Origin of the sequence: Chryseobacterium pyrolae, assembly GCF_025153485.1 — a bacterium.
GTDB classification, from domain to species: Bacteria; Bacteroidota; Bacteroidia; order Flavobacteriales; family Weeksellaceae; genus Chryseobacterium; species Chryseobacterium antibioticum.
The window spans coordinates 124847-145971 of sequence record NZ_JANZQH010000004.1; the positions used below are offsets into that span (position 1 = coordinate 124847).

The following is a 21125-nucleotide window of genomic DNA, read 5'->3' on the forward strand; positions in this document are numbered from 1 at the left end:
AAATTAGAGGTGTTTACGGTACATTTTCAGAGTCAGAATACAAGAAACATTCTAATACATCGTTCAGTTATGCTGTTAAACAAAAAAATATCCATCTGGTATTTCATCCATGAAATAAAAACCCAGATTCTGTATATGGGCATATTTGCTGTGTCCATAGGATTATTAGACCTTCTTCCGTGGTTCCGGAAAATCTCACTTCCACTCAATATTCCTGCTCTCTTAGGAACCGCAGTCTCATTGCTGCTGGCGTTCCGGACTTCACAGTCTTACGAAAGGTGGTGGGAAGCCAGAACAGTCTGGGGAGCAATAGTGAATGATTCAAGAACCCTAATGAGGCTGGTGATACAGTTTTCCCCTGTTGGAGAAGATAAAATCATAAAGGAATTTGCAGAAAGGCAGATCATCTGGACCTACACACTTGGAGAATCTTTAAGAAGACAACCTTTTTCAGACAGAGTTCAGAACTACCTGGATGAACATCAGATCAAAGCCACAAATATTCCGAATGCCATTCTGGATGCCCATTCCCAACAGCTCAAAGAAATAGCTTCTTCAAAAGGGTTAACAGACTTTCAACAGATGCAGCTGAATGACATCATCACCAGGCTCTGCGATAGTATGGGGAAATGTGAAAGATTGAAGAATACAGTCTTTCCGAGGTCTTACAGTATTTTGTTGCATACCTTAATCTATGTTTTTGCAGCCATCCTTCCATTTGGACTGGATGATGCACAGCTGGCTGTTGAAATTATCATCACATTTCTTATTCCGGTCATGTTTCTTGCGATAGAAAAAACATCAATCATCATGCAGGATCCTTTTGAAAACGGACCTGTAGATACGCCCGTGACAGCATTGGCGCAGACCATTGAAATTAATATTAAACAGATGACAGGAGATCAGAATATTCCTGTCAAAAAAGATAATTCTTTGTATTACGAAATGTGATCAACTAAAATTTCAGAAAAACATGGAAGAAATAAAAATAAAGAAAGGTTCCCCGGCCAGCAGACATAAAAAAAATTTGCTTTTTGTCCTGCTGTTGAGCGGAACCTACATGATTGCTGAGGTGATTGGCGGCCTTGTAACCCAAAGTCTTGCCCTGATGGCTGATGCTGCACATATGCTGACCGATGTTGCGGGGTTGCTTTTGGCATTGATCGCCATCAAAATAGGAGAACGAAAAGCAGATGCTTCTAAAACATTCGGGTATTACCGGACAGAGATATTAGCAGCAGTAATCAATGCAGTGGTATTACTCGGCATTTCCCTGTATGTATTGTATGAAGCGTACCAAAGATTTCAGAATCCTCCGGCAGTTCAGAGCAAAACAATGCTGATTGTAGCGGGAATAGGACTTGTTGTGAATATTATCGGAATGATGATCCTCAGAAAAGATTCAGAAGGAAGCCTGAATATGAAAGGCGCTTATTTTGAAGTGCTTTCCGATATGCTTACTTCCATCGGAGTAATGATTGCAGGAGTTATCATGCTGACAACGGGTTGGTATTACGCTGATCCAATTATCTCAGCAGCCATTGGCCTTTTGATCTTTCCGAGAACCTGGCGTTTGTTAAAAGAAGCAGTCAATGTCCTATTGGAAGGAACACCCAAAGATGTTGATATTCATGAGCTGCGAAAATCATTAGAACAAGTTCCGGGAGTAAAAGAAGTTCATGATCTTCACGTATGGTCATTGACATCAAGCGTAAATGCGATGAGTGCACACATCGTCAGAGATACCAGAACGGCTCAAAACCAATTGTTGAAAACCTTAACGGACGTAACAACCGAGAATTTTAAGATCAGCCATACCACTTTTCAGATTGAAGAAGAAGGTTATGAAGAACAGGAAGTACATCTTTAAAAATTAAGTGCAGACATGAAAAAAGATATAGAAAACAAGCTTATTGATAAAAATACCAAGCCCACTAGCATGCGAATTCTGGTGTATGATTTTTTGAGTACACAGGAAGCGGCACTTTCCCTTTCGGAAGTGGAAAATCATTTTGACAATGCAGATAGGACCACCATTTACCGTACATTAAAAACTTTTGAAGAGAAAGGAATTGTCCACAGCATACAGGAAAATACCACTACAAAATATAAATTATGCGATGACGGTTGCGATGAGAAAACCCACAAAGACTGGCATCTGCATTTTTACTGCAAAATATGCAAGCAGACCACCTGCCGGGAAGATATTTCCTTTCCGGAAAATGTTCAAACCAATTTCAGAATCGATGAGATAAGACTTTTTGCCAAAGGAATCTGCGAAAACTGTCTTGAAAGTTTGCAATAGTATTGCATTGAGTATAACCTTAATTTTACATCAAAATAGTATTTATGGAAGAATGTTGCAGTACAAAACCCAAAAAGAAAGAACAGCATACACACGATCATTCCGAAGGAGACGGGCATGATCACTCTCACGATACAGGAGACAAAACACCTTTTCAGATGTTTCTTCCTGCCATCATCTCTTTCCTGCTGTTGCTGATAGGAATAGCATTGGACAATTATATAAAAACGGAATGGTTTACAGGTTGGTTGCGTTTGGTCTGGTATCTGGTGGCCTATATTCCTGTAGGATTTCCCGTATTAAAGGAAGCCTACGAAAGTATCGTTCACGGAGATGTCTTTTCTGAATTTTTCCTGATGGGAATTGCCACAGTAGGGGCATTTGCAATCGGGGAATATCCCGAAGGTGTTGCTGTAATGCTTTTTTATTCCGTAGGAGAAGTATTCCAGGGAATGGCCGTTTCAAGAGCCAAAGGAAACATCAAAGCCTTGCTGGATCAGCGACCTGATGAGGTGACGATTATTGACGGAAGCCAACCGAAAACCATTAAAGCCAAAGAAACTAAAATAGGAGACATCATCCAGCTGAAACCCGGTGAAAAACTGGCTCTTGATGGTGAACTGATGACTGAATCAGCTTCATTCAATACCGCTGCACTCACAGGTGAAAGCAAACCGGATACGAAGACAAAAGGAGAAGTTGTACTTGCAGGAATGATCAATATGAACAGCATCGCTCTTGTAAAGGTAAATACCGCTTATGAAGACAGCAAGCTGAGTAAAATTCTGGAGCTGGTGCAAAATGCTACTGCGCAGAAAGCCCCGACCGAATTATTCATCAGAAAATTTGCAAAAGTGTACACGCCGATTGTTGTATTTCTTGCTATAGGAATCTGTCTTCTGCCTTATTTCTTTGTGAACGATTATCAGTTCAGAGATTGGTTGTACAGAGCCTTGATTTTCCTTGTTATTTCATGTCCTTGTGCATTGGTGATTTCCATTCCGCTGGGGTATTTCGGAGGAATTGGAGCTGCAAGCAGAAACGGGATCTTATTTAAAGGAAGTAATTTCTTAGACAGTATCGCAGAGATCAAGAATGTGGTGATGGATAAAACCGGAACCATGACGGAGGGCGTATTCAAAGTGCAGGAAGTAAACATTCATCCTGAATTCAATAAAGATGAGATCCTGAAACTGGTCAATGTACTGGAAAGCAAAAGTACACATCCTGTGGCTACAGCAATCCATAATTATGCAGGAGAGATTGATCATTCTATTCCCCTGGAAAATGTGGAAGAAATTGCAGGACATGGCTTAAAAGCGTCAGTCAATGGAAAAGAATTGCTGGTCGGTAATTTTAAGCTGATGGATAAATTCAATATCAGCTACGACATCAATCATGCTAATATTGTATACACGCTTATTGCCATAGCATATGATCAAAAGTTTGCAGGATACATAACGATTGCAGACAGTATAAAAAGCGATGCCAAAGAAACTGTTGACAACCTGCACAGAATGGGCGTAAAAGCCACCATGCTGAGCGGTGATAAAAGTACTGTTGTCAAATACGTAGCAGATCAGCTGGGTATCGACAATGCTTTTGGAGATCTCTTACCGGAAGACAAAGTCAATAAAGTAAAAGAAATCAAAGCCAAAAATCAAACTGTAGCATTTGTTGGCGATGGGGTGAATGATGCTCCGGTAGTAGCGCTTAGCGACGTAGGAATTGCCATGGGCGGACTCGGAAGCGATGCTACGATTGAAACCGCAGATGTCGTTATCCAGGATGATAAACCAAGCAAAATTCCGATGGCCATCAATATAGGTAAGCAAACCAAAAAGATCGTTTGGCAGAATATTGTTCTTGCCTTTGCGGTAAAAGCAGTTGTCCTGGCGCTCGGGGCTGGAGGTTTAGCCACAATGTGGGAAGCCGTATTTGCAGATGTGGGAGTAGCGATGCTGGCGATCTTAAATGCAGTGAGGATCCAGAGAATGAATTTTAGTTGAGAGGTAGCAGCAGTAAGGTTGCAGATGGTAGGTTTTTGGTTGCAGTTAGCAGGTGCCAAATAATAGGTTTTAGGCTGTAAGATAAAACGACAATTATTAGCAGTCCAAAATTTTATCGGAGATAAAATCCTTGAGCTTTAAAAACAACCTGTCATAATAACTTTCGCGTCCTTGCGATTAAAAAACATTACATCATCCATTTAAAAATAGAAAACAACCAAACCTTATAGATTTCCAAAACCTATAAGGTTTTTTATAATCATAAAAAATCTGCAAAATCACCATAATCTGCGCGAGGAAAACTATCACAACTTCAAGAAACCTTATTTTCCCTAATCCCAATCTAAAAATAATCAATGACATTCATCATAAATAATACATAAACACAATTTGAGTAGTATATTTGTACAACAGAACTGATCATTGAGATTTTTTATTTCCATATTCATTATTTTTACCATTGCATTACGCCCTGTTTTGCCATTGGTAAACTATGCCGTGAACTATGACTATATTGTAAAAAACCTCTGTGACAACAGAAATGTTCCTCAGTCAACGTGTAAAGGGAAGTGTTACGTCAGCAAAGAACTGGCGAAAACAGAAAAACAATCCAACAATTCGCAGGTTATCAAAATATCTGTACTGGATGTTTTTGTTTCCCACAATACCCTTTCATTTTTAGGACAGAAAGAATCTGATACTGAAGCTAAGGCTATACATTCGGATTATATTGTTGATCATACTTCAGACTATTTCTCCAGGATATTCCATCCTCCTTTAGCTTAATTTTTCAACTATTCTTTTAGTTTTTTTCTCAAAATACCTTCGTTTTTATAGCTGAATGTTGCTTTAAGCAATAAGTAATAAAACGACGATTATCTTTGTGTTAAAAATTAATGTACACATTCGTCATACTATCAATTTCAATTTACAATTAAAATGAAATCAAAAATTATTTTGACTGCATTATTGTCAGTTTCATTATTTGCCTGTGGCCAGGAAACGCCTAAAGTAAAGCATAAAAAGAGTACAACATCTTCAAAATCTACTGTTAAGAAAGTGAAATTTGCTAATGCAGAAGATCCTATCTGTCATATGAAAACAGAGGATGATATGAAAGATACGGTGGTCTATAAAAATAAAACGTACGGTTTTTGCAGTATCCTCTGTAAGGACGAGTTCAAAAAAAATCCTGAGAAATATGTCCAAAACTAAAAAGGAAGCTCCAGGCATAAAAAGAAAGGTGATCATTCCGATTGCTATTTTTGCCCTTTTGTTTCTTGGAATAGGTGTTGGAATGGGATATTTTAAAAAGAACCTGTATACCGTAATGAAGGTTCCCGATTTTGAACTCACCGACCAGAATAATAAAAAGATCACCAATAAAGATATGCTGGGAAAAGTATATCTGGTGGAGTTTTTCTTCAGCAGGTGTCCTACGATTTGTCCTGTGATGAACCGTAATATGAGATTTATTGAAGATGAGATAAACAGCCCGGAATTCGGAATTATTTCCATAAGTATTGATCCGGAAAACGATACGCCTGCTGCATTAAAAGAACATGCTAAAAGTGTAGGCGCAAAATCTCCCGACTGGCATTTTCTAACAGGAAACAGAGACTATATCGGAAAACTGGCAGACCAGTTCAATATCTATATAGGAGATCAGGAAGACGACAGCGAAAGCCTTAACCACAGTGGAATGATCGCTCTGGTAGATCAAGAGGGGAATATCCGCTGCAGATACAATAAAGAAAATATGCCGATCCTGTACTACTCGGGGCTGAACTATGAAGATCCCGAAGGAAAGACCCCGAAACTCAACGGGAAATATCATCCTGACCGGGAAATATTGATCGAGGATATTAAGAAATTATTGAAATAAAGTAAGTTGGAAGAAAGAAGATGGAAGTTATGATGAGGGTAATGATTGATGGCAGTCAGTAATGCACATGATTAAAAAGATGATATGGAGAAGTATCAATGAAGGATAGCCATCTTCAGGCAGAAATAACTTCGTGCTTCCCTCCTCCCTCTTCCTTCTATAAATAAAAAATATTGTTAAACCATAAATACAAAAAATTATGAAGATTTTGAAAGTAGCAACTTTAGGTGCCGTAGTAGCAGCACAATTTGCCTTCGCGCAGTTTAAGCAGAATCCACTTCCTTATGCCTACAATGCATTGGAAGGTTCGGTAGATGCACAGACTATGGAAATTCACTATTCTAAGCATGCTGCAGCGTATGTTGCTAATTTAAATAAAGCAATTGCAGGAACACCACAGGAAAAACAGACTTTATTCCAAATCCTTTCCGGTGTTTCTAAATTGACTCCAGCGGTAAGAAACAATGCAGGAGGCCATTACAACCACGAGCTTTTCTGGACAGTTCTTACGCCTGTAAAAAATACAAAGCCTTCTGAAAAATTGGCTAAAGCAATTACTGAGACTTTTGGAAGTATGGATGCATTCAAAGAAAAGATTAGCAAAGCGGGTGCAGACCGTTTCGGTTCAGGATGGGCATGGCTTTCTGTAGATAAGAACGGAAAATTATTCGTGTCTTCTACACCTAACCAGGATAACCCTCTGATGGATGTCGTAGAAGAAAAAGGAACTCCGATCTTAGGAATTGATGTGTGGGAACACGCTTATTACCTGAAATACCAGAACAAAAGAGCTGACTATCTTACAGCGATCTGGAATGTGCTTAACTGGAAAGAAGTAAGCAAAAGATATGATGATGCGATAAGCAAAAAATAAAGATGAACTTAATTTGCAGCATATTCCTCACTCTTTATATGGCGTTCAGACCTCTGATCCCATTAATGGAGTATGCTGTAAATTATAATTACATATCCACCGTTCTCTGCATCAATAAAAGCAAGCCGGAGCTCCACTGTAACGGAAAATGTTATTTAAGCAAGGAACTTTCAAAGACGAATGATTCTGATTCTTCGCCTTTAAACAAAACAAAAAATTCAGGACAGAAAATTCTTGATATCTGTACGCTTCCTGACATTACCTCTATTCAAAATGCAGAAAAACTCCTTTCTGTACATTTCAATTTTCTTTACGAAACAGCCTATTCTTTTCTGTTTCTAAAACACATTTTCAAACCACCGGTTTTTTAAGTTCAATTTTAATCATTACAAATTACAAAGCGCATATAAGGTTCTCCGAAGCTTCAGTGTTCCTTAAACAGTTTTTCAATACACTTTAAATAGCTAAAGTGTCAAAAAATTTTGTGCCTTTTGTGGTTAAAAAAAATTGAATGTTCACCCATTCAAAAATATTTCTATTTCAAAAAATTCAACTTAAATAATCCAAATGAAAATTTATAAATTTTTATCATTATTCTTTATTGCCTTTAGTTTATTCACTTTATCCTCATGTCAGAACAGCGATGACGATGATCCGCAGGATACTTCAACCGGAAATATTCAGATCAAATTTGAAAACGGCTTCAATAACCTGGGGGATATTGTTCTCAACCAAACGGTACAGACTTCCGCGGCCGGACAGAAACATAATTTCTCCGCATTAAAATATGTCATCAGCAACATCACTTTGATTGATGAGGGCGGAAATGAATTCAAATACAATGAAAATAATCCTGATAAAGGCGCTTTTATCATCGATCAGGCAGACGCTGTTGCGGGAGTGATCTATCTTGATCTGAACGGAATTCCTAAAAATAATTACAAAAAAGTAAAATTCGGACTTGGGATCAGTCAGAAGGCTTATCTCTTAGGACAGGACGGCCAGGCAGAATTCTGGACGAAAGCTAAACAGAAAGGAATGTCTTGGTCCTGGGCAGCCGGTTATGTTTTTGTAAAACTGGAAGGGAAATACGGTTCAGCTTCTGCAGACACAGAATTCATGAATCATACCGGAAATATGGGAAATGTTATCGCTAATACTACTCCGGATCTTTACCGGGAAATTACGTTGAATCTGCCGACAACCGCCAGAGTAACTTCACAGATAAAGCCTTCCATTCATATTCTTGCAGATCTGAATCAGTTTCTGAGCGGAAGCAAAACCCTTTCTCTTACTACAGAAAATAATATGATGATGGGCTCCAGCCAGCATCTCGTAGATGTTACGAATAATCTTACAGCGATGTTTAAAGTAGATCACGTTCACAATGATTAGGATTTTATTGAAAACAATATGGGTTGTCATTACTTTTTTGAGTTGCCTGTCTTGTTCAGATGAGGTCATCCAGCCGCTGGAAAAAGATGAAGCTTATTCGCTGCAGTTTCCGTCTTACTTTCCTGAAATGACTTTCGATGCATCCGGTAATCCGGTGACTAAAAATGGAGTAGAGCTGGGTAGAAAATTATTTTATGAAGGAAAGCTTTCAAGAAATAATACCATATCCTGTGGATTCTGTCATATTCAGGAAAATGCTTTTACCCACCATGGCCATACTGTGAGCCATGGAGTGGATGACAGAATAGGAATTCGTAATGCACCGCCGATTCAAAATATGGCATTCCTCAAGAGATATATGTGGGATGGTGTCATTCATAATCTGAACGAACAGCCGATCATACCGATCACAGATGTGAATGAAATGGACAGCTCCATGCCAGAGGTGATTTCTAAATTAAAGGATGATCCGAAGTATAAAAAACTCTTCATGGCAGCTTACGGTGACGAAAATATGACGGGTGAAAGAATATTGAAAGCGCTATCGCAGTTTATGGCAAGCATGATCTCTGCAGACTCGAAATACGACAGAGTAAAACAGGGAAAAGAAACTTTTACCCCTGAAGAATCTCAAGGAATGGCTCTTTTTAAACAGAAATGTACATCCTGTCATAGCGGAGAATTATTTACGGATGAGAGTTTCAGAAATACAGGAATGTATCACAATGCCCAGTTCAAAGATGCCGGGCGTTATCGGGTAACGCTTGATCAGGCGGATTGGATGAAATTTCGTGTACCGAGTCTGAGAAATGTAGAATATACCGCACCGTATATGCATGACGGAAGATTCTACACGTTGGAAGCCGTTCTTAATTTCTATTCAGATAACGTAGAAGACAATCCCAATCTTGATCCACAATTGAAACAGAACGGGCACATCGGAATTGCGATGAATACTCAGGAAAAGCAATTTATCATCGCCTTTTTGAAAACTTTGTCCGATAAAAACTTTATTTCTAATCCAAAATTTGCAGAATGACCATGAGGAACATAAACAGAATAATTTTTACACTCAGCCTTGTTTTATCAGTGATTTTTCAGGCTAAAACAATTAACGATAGTCTTTATATGGCAGACCATATGAATAGTATTATACTTGATGATTGCGATGCTTGTGGTTGTGCCGCAGGAAACGGATCTTCCGGTTTTGAGTCTTTGCTAAATCCTCAGTTTATTGGAATTAAATATTTTGCACAGCATTATAAAGCCAAAGAGAATCTATTTGTCAAAGATCTTACTCAGGACCAGTATTTTAATACCCTGCAGGTATGGGGAAAGATTCCTGTGACTGAAAAATTGAGTGTATACGCCAGCTTGCCGTTTCATTTTCATGAGAAAAAAACAATGCAAGGGGATATCAATATCAATGGAATCGGAGATCTGAACCTGATGGGAATCTATCGGATCATCAATTCTAAAGATAATTTTCACCAACTCCACGGTGGTTTGGGCGTTAAAATTCCTTTGGGGAAATTTGATGAAAAAGGAGCTTCCGGTGTCAATCCCAGTTTTCAGCTGGGAACGGGAAGCTGGGATTATCAGGCCGCTTTAAACTATAAATTTCAAAAGAATAAGCTGGCTGTGCTGGTTAATACAGATTACACCGTAAAGACTGAAAACAAAAAGAAGTATCACTTCGGAAACCAATGGAATTATGCAGCAACAGGTTTTTACCAGCTCGCAGGAAATGAAAAGACTATTTTCTCTGCTAAAGCAGGACTTCAGGGCGAGGTCTATGATAAAAACAAACAGTTTAATGAGGTACTGCCCAACACAGCAGGAAGTGCTTTATATGGAAAGGTTGGTTTTGAGGCTTCTTATAAAAAAATCAGCTTAGGAGGGGAAGTGATGCTGCCCGCCTATTCTAATTTAGCAGGAGGTGACATTGAAGCAAAATCCAGATTCAGTGTTTTTATCAATTTTGGAATTTAATGTAGTGTTAGCTGAGGCTGCCGAAGCCGCCAGTTATTAGTACTGAAAATTGTTTACTGTTAATCAACCTTATAGATTTCTAAAATCTATAAGGTTTTTTCGTAGAAAGTCTTCGCGCAAAAAAATGAAGCTTAACATAATATCACGTACGCAGATTTTATTAAAAATGTTTTCATAGTGCTGGGAATTAATTTATTATGCCGCGTATTGCATATATTAATAATTTTCTATCTTTGCCGCAATCTGGTGCGCTGTAAAAAGCACTTAAAAGGGAATCCGGTGAAAATCCGGGACAGACCCGCTGCTGTAAGCTCCACATCAAAGTTTTTGAAGAGTATATCCACTGTTTTTTTTTAATGGGAAGGATTTCAAAAACGGAGTAAGTCAGAAGACCTGCCAGAGGATGAACGTTTGATGCTTTCGTGGAATAAAGCTTAGGACAACAATGATTTTGTGCAGTGATAGCTGCGCTTTATCTTTGCTATCTTATATCCATTAGCGTCAATATTATTCTCAATGAGCTAATGGTCAGAAAATGTACTGCTTCACAGTTTAAAAAAGGCGTTATCACATTATTTGTGATGGCATCTCAACTTCTATTCTCACAATCCGGAGATACGATCCGGGAGAAAACCATTCTTCCTATTCAGCTTTACAAAAAAGATTTTAAAGAAATTCTTCCTGCACAGGTCCTTTCCGGCGAGCAGCTTGAAAGGCTGAACAGTCAGTCGGTGGCTGATGCTTTACGATACTTTTCGGGAGTTCAGATCAAAGATTACGGTGGAATGGGTGGCCTGAAAACGGTGAATATCCGGAGTATGGGAAGCCAGCACGTAGGTGTTTTCTATGATGGAATCCAGCTTGGAAATGTTCAGAACGGGATTGTGGATCTGAGTAAATTCTCACTGGATGATATTGAATCTGTCTCTTTGTACAATGGTCAGAAAAGTGAAATTTTTCAACCTGCAAGGGATTTCGGATCTTCAGGATCCATTTATCTTCAGCCTAAAACACCGGTTTTTAAAGGAGATCAAAAAACAAACTTGATCCTTAAGCTAAAGTTAGGCTCCATCAGTCTATTTAATCCTTCATTCCGTTTAGAGCAGAAGCTTTCAGATAAAGTTTCGGCAAGTTTCAGTTCAGAGTTTGTACAGAGCGACGGGTTGTATAAGTTTAAATATGAAAAGAAAAATTCTGACGGATCTATTGCCAACGATACCATTGCAAGAAGATACGACTCCTACATCCGTGCGAAACGTTTTGAAACCAGTATAAACGGTACCCTTAATGACGGAAGCTGGAATGTACGGGGTTACGGATATATTTCGGATCGTGGAATTCCTACACCTATTGTCAGCAATAATTTTAAACCTAAAGGTCAGCAGATGCTGGATGAAAATTATTTTGTTCAGGCCAGTTTCAGGAAAAAACTGTTTCCAAAATTTGAAACTCAGGTGAAAGCCAAATTTGCCTATGACTACACCAGGTTTTTAGATACGGTGAATATTGCCACAACTGTTCTCCCGATAGATAATTCTTATATTCAGAGGGAACTGTATTTTTCTACATCCAATATGTACTCCATCAGTAAGGACTGGGATGTAAGTGCCAGCTTTGATTTTCAGTATAATAATCTGAATGCTGATCTGACAGATTTTTCATATCCTACCCGCTATACATCGCTCGTTGCTTTTGCGACAACCTATCAGTGGAGCCGGTTCAAATTTTTGGGAAGTATTCTCGGAACTTTCGTACATGAAAACGTAAAAAAGAATGCAAAATCTCCCGACAAAACGGAATGGACACCTTCTGCTTTCCTTAGCTATCAGCCATTTGAATCAAAAGATTTTACAGTACGGGCTTTTTACAAAAGAATTTTCAGGATGCCAACTTTCAATGATCTGTATTATACAATGATCGGAAATGTAATGCTGAAACCAGAATACACCAACCAGTATGATGCAGGTTTTACCTATCAGAAACTCTATGATCATAAAGTTTTTAAAGGTATTTATGTGAAAGTGGATGGGTATTATAATGAAGTGGAGAACAAAATTGTAGCTGTTCCCACCAACAATCTCTTCAGGTGGATGATGACGAATTTAGGCGATGTGAGAATTATTGGTGCAGACGTGAATGTTCAGGCTGAATTTGATATCAGTAAAGTTAAACTGAAACCTCTGGTAAGTTATACCTATCAGCGGGCCGGAGATTATACCGATAAAAAAGATGATTATTACGGAGATCAGATCTCTTACGTGCCATGGCATGCTGCGACCTTTACCATGATGGCGGATTACAAAGACTGGAGTTTCAATTACAGTTTTATGTATACAGGAGAGCGTTATGATGCGCAGCTGAATAATATCCGGGCTAATTATCTACAGCCCTGGTACACCCATGATTTATCCGTTCAGAAAAAATTCAACTGGCATTCCCATCAGTTCAAAGCCAGTTTTGAGGTCAATAACGTGCTTGATCAATATTATGACGTGGTAAGGAATTATCCGATGCCCGGAAGAAATTTTAAACTTGTTGTAAGCTTTACATTATGAAAAAACTAAACTTTTGCCTGCTGGCTTTTACTCTTTTATTTCTATTCTCCTGCCGGACAGATGATTATGTGGTTCCCTCAGAAAAAAAAGAGGTAAGTACCGGAGAAGATACCCCCATTAAAGGTTTTTATCTTCTGAACGAAGGAAATATGGGGAGCAACAAATGTACGCTCGATTATTTCGATTATGCTACAGGAACATATCACAAGAACATTTATGCAGAGATCAACCCCACTGTGATAAAAGAGCTGGGCGACGTGGGAAATCACATCATGATTTACGGAAGTAAAATGTACGTCGTGGTGAATGTGTCCAATAAAATTGAAGTTTTGGATGCTAAAACTGCCAAAAGAATCAAAACCATACAGTTGCAGAACTGCCGCTATATGTCTTTTAAAGGCACTAAAGTATATGCGAGCAGCTATGCCGGCCCTGTTGAACTAAATCCAAATTCTCCACCCGGTAAAGTGGTAGAAATCGATACTGCTTCACTGACTATTCAAAGACAGGCTGTAGTAGGGTATCAGCCGGAGGAAATGGAGATTATCGGTGATCAGCTTTTTGTAGCCAATTCAGGAGGATATATGTTCCCGAATTATGATAAAACTGTTTCTGTTATTGATCTCAACAGTTTTACGCAAACTAAGAAAATTGATGTGGCGATCAACCTTCACCGTATTAAAAAAGATAATTATGGAGATCTGTATGTGAGTTCCAGAGGAGATTATTATAACATTCCATCCAGTCTTTTTCTGGTGGATGCTGCTACCGGAACAGTGGAAAAAGACTTCCATGTTGCAGTCAGCGGGATGACCATCGTGAATGACAAGCTGTATTATTACGGGAATGAGTTTAATTACAATACCCATACCTACGTCAAGACCTTTGGAATTATTGATGTCAAGACAGAGCAGGTCATTTCCAACAAAATTATTGACCCGCAATATGTGGACGAGATCAGAGCTCCGTATGGAATTGCTGTAAATCCTTATACGGAGGACATCTATCTCACAGATGCCAGAAATTATGTAACCACCGGTTATGTATACTGTTTCGATAAGAGCGGAAAATTCAAGTGGAAAACCGAAGGCGGAAATATCCCGGCCCATTTTACTTTTTTATATAAATAATCACATCGGAAAAAATGGAAAGAAAAACCAGAACTATTTTAAAAATTACCCTTCTCTCTTCTGTTCTTTTGGGAATTGTTGCTTGTAAAAGCGATAGTGAGGAAGTGGTGGAAGAAGTTACTTTTCCTACAGAAGTTCTTAGGGAATCCTATACGATAGACAGGCTTAAACTTTTGAGTATAGATCCTAAAATTGAAGGCAAGCTTACCTGGAGCATTAATGATTCTATTATTTCTGATCATCTGCAGTTGGACTTTGTAAGCCCTGTTGTAAAAACTTACCCTTTGACATTAAGGGTAGAAGTAAAAGGCGCTGTGAAAACCTACAAATCTTCAATCATTGTCAATAAAGAGCTAACCCCTTACAGCAAATACATTGCAGATGTTTTCGAATTCCGTCCTGCTGTTGGACAGTTTATCAATGATAATCCTACATACGCAAGCGGAAATACCGAGGCTGATATGATTAAAAAAGCCAGAGAATTATTGATAGGTGGCAATTCTATGATGATTACACTTGGCGGTTTTGGGGGTTATGTTGCTTTTGGCTTTGACCATACGATTCCCAACCTTGAAGGAAGAGATTTCAAAATTTTGGGCAATGCTTTTTGGGGAAATAATGCCAATGCAACCAGAACAGGATCCTGCGAGCCCGGTATCATCATGGTTGGCTTTGATAAAAATAAAAATGGAAAGCCTGATGAGGATGAGTGGTACGAAATCGCCGGCAGCGAATATTTTAAAAATACAACAACTAAGAATTACAGCATAACCTACTTCAAGCCCAACGAAAATAAGCCCCCAGTTCCCGGAAGTGAACTTTGGCAGACTGATGTGGAGTACATCAAATGGCAGGATAATATTGGGAATTCAGGGCTTAAAACCAAAAATACCTTCCATTCGCAAAGCTATTATCCTTTATGGCTTTCAGGTACTTCTTATAGCCTGACAGGAACCAGACTTAAGGATAATTATTACGACCAAAGCGGAGTGGGAAATTATTGGGTAGGAACATCTTATGAGTACGGCTATGCCGATAATGCCCCGAATACTGACGAAGCTTCTAATATTGATATTTCCTGGGCTGTAGACAGGAACGGGAACTATGTAAAACTTCCCGGTATTGATTTTATTAAAGTATACACCGGTATCAATCAGGAAGCGGGCTGGCTTGGCGAAGTCTCTACTGAAGTAGGAGGTGCCTATGACCTGCATCTTAAATAAGAAACAAAATTTAATATATAATTTAAAAAATGAAAAAGTTTTACCTTTTAACCATGCTGTTTCTGTTTGCACTTTTTACGAATGCGCAGGTAACAGTCCAGGGCGTACCCAGAAATGATATTCAGAGTATCAGCAACAATCAGCTGAATACCACAGTAACCAACAATATCAGTTTTTCTGATATCCAGTATTGGGTGGGAAGCGGAACAAATGAAGCTGCTTTTGTGGTACAATGGAATGATAGTAAAAATCCTGATGCGCTGGTATGGGGATTCAGATGGAACGGAACCGCGACTGGAGAAGATATGCTGAAAGCCATTGCACAGACAGATCACAGATTTTTCACATTGCTTTATCCGGGAACCCAGTTCGGAACAGCCATCGGAGGAATGGGTTTTGACCTGAACGGGCAAAACAGTAATGCACTTTACAAAAGCGGAAATATAACCTATCCTTACTATCCTTTAAATGGTATTGTAAATACTGCTGCCTATGATTTTGATGATTATACTGCAGCAGATGCCGCTGATCATTGGGGATCGGGATGGTACAACAGTTACTGGTCTTATTGGGTAAAAGATCCTACAGATGTTGATTTCGGATATTCAGGGGTAGGCGCTTCTTCCCGTGTGCTTCAGAATGGCTCGTGGGATGTATGGAATTTTAATCCAGGGATGAATTCGTTTCCTATTTCTTCAACCCTAACACCGGTATCAGCTTATGTGGCTTCTACTAATTTTACGAATGGCTACTTTATGGTGAATGAAGAATGGTACGGACATACCAACGGGTCTGTAAATTTCATTGATAGTAATGGACAGATCAACTACCGTGTGTACAGCAATGCCAATAACAATCATGCTTTTGGTGCTACAACCCAATATGGAACGATCTACGGAGATAAATTCTATTTTATTTCAAAACAGGCTGCAGATGGTGGAGATACTCAGTATACTCCTGGAGGAAGACTTGTTGTGGCTAATGCGCAGACGATGCAGAAAATTGCAGGATTTAACAATATTGGAGGCGGTGACGGAAGGTCATTTGTTGGAGTTAACGAAAACAAAGGGTACATCGGAGCTTCTAACGGCGTTTTTGTATTTGATATAGCTAATTTACAGGTTGGAAGTGCAGTAACCGGAACAGGTGGCGGTGGCCAGTATGCCGGACAGATCGGAAATATGATCCGTTCTTCGAAATATGTATTTGCAGTGAAACAGTCTGCCGGAATTTTAGTCATTGACCCTGCAACTGATACCCTTATCAATACGATTCCGGGATCTTTCCATTCTATTGTTCAGGCAAAAGACGGAAGTATTTGGGCTATCCAGGATCAGAAAGTAGTGAACATTCATCCTACAACATTTACCACTACTTCTTATAATATTCCTACCACTAAGTATTTAGGCTCCTGGGGAGCATGGAATGCAGGAAGCTTTACAGCGAGCAGCAAACAGAATGTTTTATACTGGATCAATTCGGCCAACAGTTTTGTTTCAGGAGCGCAGATCGTAAAGTTTGATGTAACAACAAAAGCGTTTAATGAAAACTTTGCAGCAGTTCCGGGACAGACCGGGACATACAAACAGATTCCTTACGGTGCCGGACTTCGGGTAAATCCTTCAACGGATCAACTGATCCTGAATACTACGGAAAGCGGTTACGGCGCTCACTATCAGAAAAACTGGATCCATACGATTGATGCTACAGGAACCCTTACCGATACCAAAACGCTTAATGATTACTACTGGTTCCCATCTTTGGCCGTATTCCCGGATAATACTCTTCCTTCGGTAAGCAGTACTTTCCCATCACAGGTTAATGTAAACAATGCATCTGTAATTGATCTGAAAACAATAGTTTCTGATGAGGATAATCTTTCATCAGCCATTGTAAAATCAATTAAATCGAACTCGAATCCGGCGGCTGTTTCTGCAGTGATCAACGCCAATGATGAGCTTGTTCTGACGCCGATGGCTTCAGGAACTGCTGATATTAAGATCAGCTTTAATTCAAACGGAAAAGTCGTTGAAAAAACACTTACTGTCAACAGTACTGCTTCCGTTCTGGCGACAGCAGAAGTGAAGAAAATTGAATTCAGTATCTACCCGAATCCAGTGACAGATATTCTTACCATTAAAACTCAGGAGAAGATCCTAAACGTTTCTGTTTATGATGTTTCCGGTAAATTGGTAAATACACAGCTTAACAACGGTCAGATGAATGTAAGCACGCTTCCGAACGGAGTATATATTCTGAAAGCTGTTACGGATAAAGCAGTATATCAACAGAAATTGATCAAAAAATAGTTTTCACAGTCTATTTTATTTCAATGAATCGGCGGCCCATTCGGGCCGCCGGTTTTTATTTCTTTAGGGTTGATTGTATAAAAAAAAGATTCCGGCAGGCTGAAAGCCTGCCGGAAATTTAATAGGTCCCGTTATTTAGTTTGTAATTCTGATCTTACGGGTGTAAGTCTTTTTATCTTTTGCTTCCACCGTCAGGATGTAAACACCTTCCGGTTGTGGAGTAGACAGTTCAAAAGTATTTGATTTCAGGGTAGAACGGTGTACTTCTTTTCCTGACGTATTTCTTAGGGTAACTTCGGCCCCTTCTAATGGAACAGTACCACCCAGAGTAACCTGTCCGGCTTTGCTGTATGCCATTATCGTAGCAAGGGGATCCTGATAAGCATAATACACTCTGAATCCACCACCCAGACTTAGTACGCCCCCGCTCAGTCTTATTTTAACGGCGTTATATGAGCTGGCAGGAGTAAGTTCAATAGTTGCTCTGTTAGGAGTGTCTGCTAGCTTCAGTAAACTGGCGGTTATCATTTGGCTGTCATTGTTGGCTGTCGTTCCGCTCATCGTTTCTATATATACACCGCTTAATAGCTGAACGGTCAGAGGAATATTATTAGTTCCGATACCGATTACTAATTTAGTGTTGATTCTCACCTCAGGGAATCTTAGGGTTTGTTCAACGCCTCCCAATAAAACGGTACCCATGACCATGGTAGAATAATTGTCTTCGTTGTCTCCCACCGCATTCAGAGGATTCTGTACGGCACATCCCAGACATACTCCATATACATTGGAATGCTGATCGTTTGCGTAGATTCTGCTTTGTGCCTGTGAATTATTCGATTGGAATAAAAAGGCTAAAAATAAGGCGGCCTGAAAAAGACGGCTCTTTGAAAGTAGAATAGATTTCATACTATAGAGATTTTTGGTTAATGTTTATCCAAATTTAAGCATAAAAGTATATGTATACAATATTATCTCTATTAAATGTGAATTATGTAATAATTCTGTAATATGGAATGTAATAACCGACAAAGTTTTTTCGGATTAGAAATATTGAATCATCGGAATGTCCAGTTTTTTTTGATCTTCACCTCTTGATCTATTTTTTCCGTCCCTTAATGTTGGGTAGAAAAGCAGTGATGACACCCATAAGAGGCAGAAAGGCACAGATTTTAAATACATATTCAATTCCTGTATCATCGGCTACAGCTCCCAGGACAGCAGAACCGATTCCGCCCATCCCAAACATGAATCCAAAAAACAATCCTGCGACCAGTCCGATTTTGTTGGGCATAAGATCTGTGGCATAGACTAAAATGGCAGAGAATGCGGATGCGATAATTAAGCCGATTAAAACTGCAAAAACGATAGTCCACACCAAAGGAAGATAGGGTAGGCAAAGAGTAAAAGGCGCTGCTCCCAAAATGGAAATCCAAATGATTTTCTTTCTGCCATATTTATCACCTAACTTTCCACCCAGAATGGTTCCTATAGCAACTGCTGCCAGAAACATGAATAAATAAAGTTGAGAATCCTTTACCGAAATATGAAATTTATCAATCAGGAAAAAGGTAAAATAGTTAGTCATTGAAGCCAGATAGATGTATTTTGAAAATACTAAAGCCAATAAAACACTGATAGAAAATATTACTTTTTTGCGTGACAGTTGTATCTCAATAATGTTATCCGAATGTTGAGCAGACTTCTTAAGAGACAATCTTTCAGCGTACCAGTTTCCAATTCTCCATAAAACGATAATTCCTATAAAAGCTGCAATGGCAAAAAGAGCAAGATAGCCCTGGCCTAAAGGAAGTATAATTAAGGCAACCAGTAAAGGACCAATAGCACTTCCGGAATTTCCACCAACCTGAAAGATGGATTGAGCAAGTCCTTTTTGCCCACCCGATGCCAATTGGGCAACTCGTGAAGCTTCAGGATGGAAAATGGATGATCCCATACCAATTAATGCAACGGCAATGAGAATCATATAATATTGATGCGCTGCTGCCAAAAGTAATAAACCAGCCATCGATAGCCCCATTCCTATGGCCAGAGATCTTGGATTAGGTTTTTTATCAGTATAAATTCCAACAAACGGTTGTAAAATAGAAGCAGTAAGCTGAAATACTAATGTAATGATACCTATCTGAGCAAATGATAAACTGAATTCCCCTTTCAAAATTGGATATAAGGAAGGAATGGTAGATTGAATCAGGTCATTCAGTAAATGAGAAAAACTGATCATAAATAAGATCGGATAAACAATTTTGGTGGTGTCAATGGTTTGTGTCTGTACCTTTTCCATACTATTGAATTCTTAAATTCATCTGGTCATCTGATGAATTTTGTTATAGATTTAATTTTTAATATACTTTTTCAACAATAAGCTGTGCAATGTGCGCAGCCTGATCATGATCTTTATTTTCAATACTTTTATAAAGATCAGTATGTATTTTTTGTGAAAGCTTAAAAGAGTCTGTATTATTGTTATGACTGCTTTCAAAAGTTCTTAGAATATGTTTGCTTGTTATTCTGTAAATTTCTTTCAAAAGGGTATTGCTACACGCTTCGGCAATAGATATATGAAAGTTGATATCAGCCTGGTAGCATTCCAACGCCTTGTTTTCTTTAGCAAATTGATCTCTCAGATCCAAATACATTTTAATGGTTGCCAGGTCTTTTTCACTACGATGAACGGCTGCTCTTGCCGCAATTTTTGAGTCTAAAAGAGAGCGTACCTCATATACCTCATTGATTTCTGCTTTGGTGATCTGGGTTTCTAATGATTCCTGAATGTTTTTTGAAATCACAAATGTGCCTACACCTTGCTGTACACTCAGAATACCTTGTATTGATAGAATTTTTATAGCCTCACGAATGCTGGAACGTCCCACCCCATAAATTTTCATCAACTCCGGTTCTATGGGAAGTTTATCTCCAATCCTGTATTCATCGCTGATTATTCCCTGAATTAATCTTTCCGCGACTTCCTGAGCCAATGTGCGTCTTTGAATTTGCATATACATCTTATCATCTGATGAATGCAAAGGTAAGGCTTTTTGAAATATTTCATGCTAATTTTCGGAATGATTTTCTTCGCACCCAAAAGTATAACCACAATCATAAAGCAAAAGGCAGGAATAGGAGACATTCGGAAGTTATTTTTAGGCAACTCATTAGGATAAAAAAGAGGCAATTTCAACTTTGAAGATAGCCTCTTACTTTCAATAAATGACTGGATCTATACAGACTTGGTTTTAGTTGAAGATTACTTTATTTTAATTCAATATTCATATTGGCTCCGGATAATATAAATTCGGTGATCAGTAACTTTATCCCCATTTTTAATCCTGCCCAGTTATCCATTTATGAATTATTTATATAATTGAATCCCCGAATTGGGGATGTAGATCCATTTCAAGGAGCAAAAATGAAATATACTTGTGCT

Annotated in this window: 19 protein-coding genes and 1 riboswitch; of the genes, 16 read left to right on the plus strand and 3 right to left on the minus strand. The window is 38.8% G+C overall.

Features of this window, described 5'->3' with window-relative positions; all coding sequences use genetic code 11:
* Positions 1-69: 69 nt before the first annotated feature.
* The 16 genes from NZD88_RS10210 to NZD88_RS10285 all read left to right on the plus strand — a co-directional run bounded on the left by NZD88_RS10210 (position 70) and on the right by NZD88_RS10285 (position 17677).
* A complete protein-coding gene (locus tag NZD88_RS10210; RefSeq protein ID WP_259829064.1) occupies positions 70-951 on the plus strand; it encodes a bestrophin family protein in 882 nt (293 codons plus the stop codon).
* 22 nt (positions 952-973) lie between these two features.
* A complete protein-coding gene (locus NZD88_RS10215; protein ID WP_259829065.1) occupies positions 974-1870 on the plus strand; it encodes a cation diffusion facilitator family transporter in 897 nt (298 codons plus the stop codon).
* Positions 1871-1885: 15 nt separating this feature from the next.
* Positions 1886-2305: a Fur family transcriptional regulator gene (locus tag NZD88_RS10220; protein ID WP_169233986.1), complete on the plus strand. Its 420-nt coding sequence runs from the start codon at positions 1886-1888 to the stop codon at positions 2303-2305.
* 356 nt (positions 2306-2661) lie between these two features.
* Positions 2662-4314: a heavy metal translocating P-type ATPase gene (locus NZD88_RS10225; protein ID WP_423738664.1), complete on the plus strand. Its 1653-nt coding sequence runs from the start codon at positions 2662-2664 to the stop codon at positions 4312-4314.
* Between the two features lie 423 nt (positions 4315-4737).
* Positions 4738-5100 carry a hypothetical protein gene (locus tag NZD88_RS10230; RefSeq protein ID WP_259829067.1) on the plus strand — a complete coding sequence of 121 codons (363 nt, stop codon included), beginning with the start codon at positions 4738-4740 and terminating at the stop codon, positions 5098-5100.
* Between the two features lie 153 nt (positions 5101-5253).
* On the plus strand, positions 5254-5529 hold the full coding sequence (locus tag NZD88_RS10235; protein WP_259829068.1) for a YHS domain-containing protein: 276 nt from the start codon (positions 5254-5256) through the stop codon (positions 5527-5529).
* Positions 5516-6199 (plus strand): SCO family protein, encoded by a 684-nt coding sequence (locus NZD88_RS10240; RefSeq protein WP_423738661.1) that lies wholly within the window; start codon positions 5516-5518, stop codon positions 6197-6199. Before NZD88_RS10235 ends, NZD88_RS10240 begins: the two co-directional genes overlap by 14 nt.
* A gap of 199 nt (positions 6200-6398) precedes the next feature.
* Positions 6399-7073, plus strand: a complete 675-nt coding sequence (locus NZD88_RS10245; protein ID WP_169233990.1) for a superoxide dismutase — start codon at positions 6399-6401, stop codon at positions 7071-7073.
* 2 nt (positions 7074-7075) lie between these two features.
* A complete protein-coding gene (locus tag NZD88_RS10250) occupies positions 7076-7444 on the plus strand; it encodes a hypothetical protein (protein ID WP_259829069.1) in 369 nt (122 codons plus the stop codon).
* 196 nt (positions 7445-7640) lie between these two features.
* Positions 7641-8468 (plus strand): MbnP family protein, encoded by an 828-nt coding sequence (locus tag NZD88_RS10255; RefSeq protein ID WP_259829070.1) that lies wholly within the window; start codon positions 7641-7643, stop codon positions 8466-8468.
* Complete coding sequence (locus tag NZD88_RS10260) at positions 8461-9507, plus strand: cytochrome-c peroxidase (protein WP_259829071.1); 1047 nt, start codon at positions 8461-8463, stop codon at positions 9505-9507. Before NZD88_RS10255 ends, NZD88_RS10260 begins: the two co-directional genes overlap by 8 nt.
* Positions 9508-9608: 101 nt before the next feature.
* The gene (locus tag NZD88_RS10265; protein ID WP_259829072.1) at positions 9609-10460 is read left to right on the plus strand and encodes a transporter; all 852 of its coding nucleotides are present in this window, start codon (positions 9609-9611) and stop codon (positions 10458-10460) included.
* Positions 10461-10687: 227 nt separating this feature from the next.
* Positions 10688-10875, plus strand: a riboswitch (cobalamin riboswitch).
* Between the two features lie 109 nt (positions 10876-10984).
* Complete coding sequence (locus NZD88_RS10270) at positions 10985-13015, plus strand: TonB-dependent receptor plug domain-containing protein (protein ID WP_259829073.1); 2031 nt, start codon at positions 10985-10987, stop codon at positions 13013-13015.
* Positions 13012-14145, plus strand: coding sequence for a YncE family protein (locus tag NZD88_RS10275; RefSeq protein WP_259829074.1), 1134 nt, complete (start codon positions 13012-13014; stop codon positions 14143-14145). The genes NZD88_RS10270 and NZD88_RS10275 overlap by 4 nt, the downstream gene beginning before the upstream one ends.
* 14 nt (positions 14146-14159) lie before the next feature.
* Positions 14160-15368, plus strand: coding sequence for a cell surface protein (locus NZD88_RS10280; protein WP_259829075.1), 1209 nt, complete (start codon positions 14160-14162; stop codon positions 15366-15368).
* 29 nt (positions 15369-15397) lie between these two features.
* Positions 15398-17677 carry a T9SS type A sorting domain-containing protein gene (locus NZD88_RS10285; protein ID WP_259829076.1) on the plus strand — a complete coding sequence of 760 codons (2280 nt, stop codon included), beginning with the start codon at positions 15398-15400 and terminating at the stop codon, positions 17675-17677.
* A 135-nt stretch (positions 17678-17812) separates the two neighbouring features.
* Here the strand turns inward: NZD88_RS10285 and NZD88_RS10290 are convergent, their stop codons facing one another.
* The 3 genes from NZD88_RS10290 to NZD88_RS10300 form a co-directional block, all read right to left on the minus strand.
* A complete protein-coding gene (locus NZD88_RS10290; RefSeq protein WP_259829077.1) occupies positions 17813-18586 on the minus strand; it encodes a T9SS type A sorting domain-containing protein in 774 nt (257 codons plus the stop codon).
* A 190-nt stretch (positions 18587-18776) separates the two neighbouring features.
* Complete coding sequence (locus NZD88_RS10295; protein ID WP_259829078.1) at positions 18777-19982, minus strand: MFS transporter; 1206 nt, start codon at positions 19980-19982, stop codon at positions 18777-18779.
* A 58-nt stretch (positions 19983-20040) separates the two neighbouring features.
* Entirely contained in the window at positions 20041-20697 is a 657-nt protein-coding gene (locus tag NZD88_RS10300) for a FadR/GntR family transcriptional regulator (protein ID WP_259829079.1), read from the minus strand.
* Between the last annotated feature and the right edge of the window lie 428 nt (positions 20698-21125).